Source organism: Bradyrhizobium sp., assembly GCF_035701725.1.
In the GTDB taxonomy this organism is placed as follows: Bacteria; Pseudomonadota; Alphaproteobacteria; order Rhizobiales; family Xanthobacteraceae; genus Bradyrhizobium.
Map to the genome: position 1 here is coordinate 1 of NZ_DASSRP010000333.1, position 3,982 is coordinate 3,982.

The window sequence follows — 3,982 nt, forward strand, 5'->3', positions numbered from 1 at the left end:
CTGCCACGTAAGTGACGACCGAACCCGGATCGAGCGTGATGCGGAAGATGTCGGCGGTCGCGCTCTCCTGCCGCTCCGGCCGGTCACCGGTCGACGGCGTGATGGTCGCGATGCGCGACAGGCCGAGATCGGGCCACAGCAACCCGGACGAGACGATACGATAATGCGGCGCGACGATCAGACGATCGAGCTGGTCATCGGTGTTGTTGGCGAGCGCAAACACCACCCAGTTCTGGCCGCCTTCGCGGGCCCGCACTTCGATGCGGCGAACGATGCCGTCGGTGCCGGGCGCAGTCGAGACCTGGATGCGATCGGTATCACTATGCTGATGCTCGAGCACCGCGGTCAGGTCGATCGCGGACACGTCACCGCGAACGCTCACTGCGTCGATCGCCCACGCCGGCGCGGCCGCAACAATCATGAGGCCCAGCAGGAACGCTGCCAGGCACCTGATCAGACGCAATGTCGGTTCTCCGCGGTCAACACCATCGGTGGGCGAACAGCATCGCCCGGCGCGCCCGGATAGATGACACGAATGCGAAGGGAATCAAAGGGTTTCAACCCCGCGATCGGCTGCGAGCGTTAAAGCTCCAACACAATTTTGCCAATATGTGCGCTGGTCTCCATGCGCCGGTGCGCATCGGCCGCCTTTTCCAGCGGGAAAGTGCTGTCCATTAGGGGCTTGATCCGGCCTTCCCGCAATAGCGGCATCACTTTGGCCTCGATCGCGGCGACCATCGCCGCCTTGTCCGCATTACTACGGGGCCGCAGTGTCGAACCCGTGTGGTGCAACCGCTTCACCATGAGCTTGGCGACATTGGTGGTGACCTTGGCGCCACCGAGCGTTGCGATCTGCACGATACGACCGTCGGTTGCAGCGGCATCATAGTTACGCTCGACGTAGTCGCCACCGACCATGTCGAGAATGACGTCGGGGCCTTTGCCCTCGGTCATCGATTTGGCGGCGGCAACGAAGTCATCGGTCTTGTAGTTGATGGCGTGGTCGGCACCGAGCTTGATGCAGGCCTCCGCCTTGTCTTTCGATCCGACGGTGACGATCACCTTGGCGCCGAAGGCTTTCGCGAGCTGGATCGCCATGGTGCCGATGCCGGACGAGCCGCCGTGAACGAGAATGCTTTCGCCGGCCTTGAGCCCGCCGCGCTCGAACACGTTGTGCCAGACCGTCATCAAGGTTTCCGGCGTCGCGCCGGCCTCGAGGATCGAGAGCGAGGCGGGGATCGTCATCGCCTGCGCATCTTGCGCGATGCAATATTGCGCGTAGCCGCCACCCGCCACCAGCGACATCACCTTGTCGCCGATCTTGTGCCGGCGCGCTGCGCTGCCGAGCGCGGCCACTTCGCCCGCGATTTCGAGACCCGGCAAATCGCTGGCGCCGGGCGGCGGCGGGTAAGCGCCGGAGCGTTGCGCCACGTCGGGCCGGTTGACGCCGGCCGCCATCACCTTGACCAGGATCTCGTCTGCGCCCGGCGTAGGAACCGGCCGGGTCTCGGGGATAAGCACCTCCGGACCGCCGGGCTTGCTGATGGCGACGACGGTCATCTGCGCGGGGATTTTTTCCATGATTTGTCCTTAGGCAAGGGCTAGATAGCTGTACGAGACGCCTGATTAGCCAGCGGTGTGCGAGCTGGCAACCGGTCACCGCAACACCCTCAATGAGGAGCAACGCGCATGGCAACCGAAGACGATGACCGGCCGCGAAAGAAAATCACCCACGAGATGGGGCAGGATCTCTCGTTGCTGTCTGTCGAAGAACTCAACGAACGGATTGCGCTGCTGACCGCCGAAGTCGAACGGTTGCAGGGAGCGGTGACGAAGAAGCGCGCCTCCAAGGAAGCGGCCAACAGCTTTTTCAAGTCGTGAGGTGACGTGTCCCGGACGCGGTGCAGCGCCTCGGCGATGCGCCGCAGCGCCGGGACCCGAGATTTACCGAGGCGAAACGAAAGTGGGCCCCCGGATCAGCACGGCGGCACTGCGTACCGCGGTGCGTCCGGGGAACAGAGCGTCACTCGGCCAATGGCCGATATGGCAAACAAAGCCTAAAAAAATTCGCTCGTTTACGGTCGATTAAGCTTTCCCAGCTATGACTACGCTGTCCTCTTTGGACACCGAGTGGCTCCTGTCCACTCTGTTTGACGCCTCCCTGTTATCAACTTAAAAGCCGCCGGCAACGGCGGCTCTTTTTTTGCGCGTTTTCCATCACATAGCCGCGCTTTGCGAGAAATTCGTGCAACGTCCGCGGCAAGCCGCGGAGGGCGCTGGAAACCATAATTCGGGTTGCGGCTGGACTAACGTGCCCGCCTGCGCAATGATTTGTTCATCATAATTTTCCGGCCCTTCCAGTGGCACCAGAGGCCGGCGGTGAACTGTTGCGTGAGGCGTTTTAGATGTCGGATCGGTCGCAAGGCGAAACCCCGCTTGTCCAGTTCAGCGAGCGGCTGACCAATTCGGCAGCGTTCGGCACCTTGTTTCGCGAAGGCATGGATCTGGTCGAGGAGACCGCCGCCTATCTCGATGGCGCCGGCCGTACCGAGGCCAAGGCGCTGGAGCGTTCCGTCAGCCTGACCTACGCCACCGAAAGCATGCGGCTGACGACGCGCCTGATGCAGCTGGCCTCCTGGCTGTTGCTGCACCGTGCGGTCAAGGAAGGCGAGATGACCTTGACCCAGGCCAACCGCGAAAAGACCAAGGTCAAGCTCTCCGCCACCGATCCGGGTCCGAACGAGATGATCGAAAAGCTGCCGGAGCATTTGCAGGACTTGATCGCCCGCTCGATGGCGCTGCAAGGCAAGGTCCGCCGGCTCGACGCGACCATCCATGCCGCTCCGGTCGAGCGCGCGCCAATTGGCAATCCCCTGGTGCCGCAGCTCAATCGCCTCAAGGCTGCGTTCGAACAATAAGCGTTGCTTTCTCCTCTCTCGATCCTGCTGGTGCTGTCTGCGGCGCTGCTGCATGCCGGCTGGAACGCGCTGTTGCGCGGCGGCGCGGATCGCCTCCAGTCGATGCTGGTGATGAGCATTACGCTTGGCTTCGCCGGTTTTCTGATGATGGCGATGGCAGGCGTGCCGTGGGCCGCCACAGGCTACGTTGTCGCCTCGGGCGCTATTCACCTTTGTTATAACGCGCTGTTGGTGCGGATGTATCGCAGCGGCGATCTCGGCGAGACCTATCCGGTTGCGCGCGGCACTTCGCCCGCACTCATTACGCTGGGTGGCAGCGTACTGGCCGGCGAATGGATGAGTCCGCTTGGAATCCTTGGCGTCGGTCTTGTCTGCTCGGGGATTTTTCTGCTGGCCGCATCGCGGGCGGGAACAGGCCGGGCTCCTCTGCATCTTTCGAACCTGCCGGATGCGCTCGCGACCGGAGTCAGCATCGCCGCCTACAGCGTGGTCGACGGGCTTGGCGTGCGCGCCGCTGGCAACTTGGTCGCCTATACCGGTGGCATCTTCGTCTTTTTCCTCGCGATGCCGCTTTGGGTTTTTGCGCGGCGGGGGCGAGCCGCCTTCGTAATGCCAGTGTCCGAAATGGCGAAGGCCGCGATCGGTGCGTTGATCTCACTTGCCGCCTATGGCGTCATCATCTGGGCGATGCAGGAAAACGCGATGGGGGCCGTGTCGGCCCTGCGCGAAACCAGTGTGGTGTTCGCGGCTTTGCTCGGGGCGGCCTTTCTTGGCGAGCGCCTCACCGGCTTGCGCCTCGCCGCATGCTGCATCATCGCGCTGGGCGCGGTCTGCGTGGGTTGGAGGACCTGATTGCGTAAGCTGACAAAGCAAAACGCCCCCGAGCGGTCGGGGGCGTTCGTGCTGGCGCGAAAGCGCGCGAGGCTTAGTCCTTCTTGAGGAAGCCGGAAAACTTCTTCTGGAACCGGGAAACGCGGCCGCCGCGATCCATCAGCTGCTGGGCGCCGCCGGTCCAGGCCGGGTGCGACTTGGGGTCGATATCGAGGTTCAGCTTATCGCCTTCC

General features: G+C 63.1%; 5 protein-coding genes and 1 pseudogene. 3 read left to right on the forward strand and 3 right to left on the reverse strand.

What is annotated here, in order from left to right; translation table 11 throughout:
• Window positions 1–463, reverse strand: a pseudogene (locus VFL62_RS20020) (sensor domain-containing phosphodiesterase); the annotation flags it as partial.
• A 119-nt stretch (window positions 464–582) separates the two neighbouring features.
• Window positions 583–1,581 (reverse strand): NAD(P)H-quinone oxidoreductase, encoded by a 999-nt coding sequence (locus tag VFL62_RS20025; RefSeq protein ID WP_325174118.1) that lies wholly within the window; start codon window positions 1,579–1,581, stop codon window positions 583–585.
• A gap of 108 nt (window positions 1,582–1,689) precedes the next feature.
• On the opposite strand from VFL62_RS20025, the gene VFL62_RS20030 reads away from it, so the two are divergent.
• The 3 genes from VFL62_RS20030 to VFL62_RS20040 all read left to right on the forward strand — a co-directional run bounded on the left by VFL62_RS20030 (window position 1,690) and on the right by VFL62_RS20040 (window position 3,770).
• Window positions 1,690–1,881, forward strand: a complete 192-nt coding sequence (locus tag VFL62_RS20030; protein WP_325174119.1) for a DUF1192 domain-containing protein — start codon at window positions 1,690–1,692, stop codon at window positions 1,879–1,881.
• A gap of 524 nt (window positions 1,882–2,405) precedes the next feature.
• Window positions 2,406–2,918, forward strand: a complete 513-nt coding sequence (locus VFL62_RS20035) for a DUF1465 family protein (protein ID WP_325174120.1) — start codon at window positions 2,406–2,408, stop codon at window positions 2,916–2,918.
• A gap of 3 nt (window positions 2,919–2,921) precedes the next feature.
• Window positions 2,922–3,770: an EamA family transporter gene (locus tag VFL62_RS20040; RefSeq protein WP_325174121.1), complete on the forward strand. Its 849-nt coding sequence runs from the start codon at window positions 2,922–2,924 to the stop codon at window positions 3,768–3,770.
• A gap of 73 nt (window positions 3,771–3,843) precedes the next feature.
• Here the strand turns inward: VFL62_RS20040 and rpmE are convergent.
• Window positions 3,844–3,982, reverse strand: a 139-nt coding sequence (rpmE, locus tag VFL62_RS20045; protein WP_325174122.1) for a 50S ribosomal protein L31, incomplete at its 5' end; no start/stop codon positions are given.

Bases quoted from the DNA above. Each gene is read 5' to 3' on its own strand.
- VFL62_RS20025 (WP_325174118.1), bottom strand. From the start codon at position 1,581: ATGGAAAAAATCCCCGCGCAGATGACCGTCGTCGCCATCAGCAAGCCC.
- VFL62_RS20035 (WP_325174120.1), top strand. From the start codon at position 2,406: ATGTCGGATCGGTCGCAAGGCGAAACCCCGCTTGTCCAGTTCAGCGAG.
- VFL62_RS20030 (WP_325174119.1), top strand. From the start codon at position 1,690: ATGGCAACCGAAGACGATGACCGGCCGCGAAAGAAAATCACCCACGAG.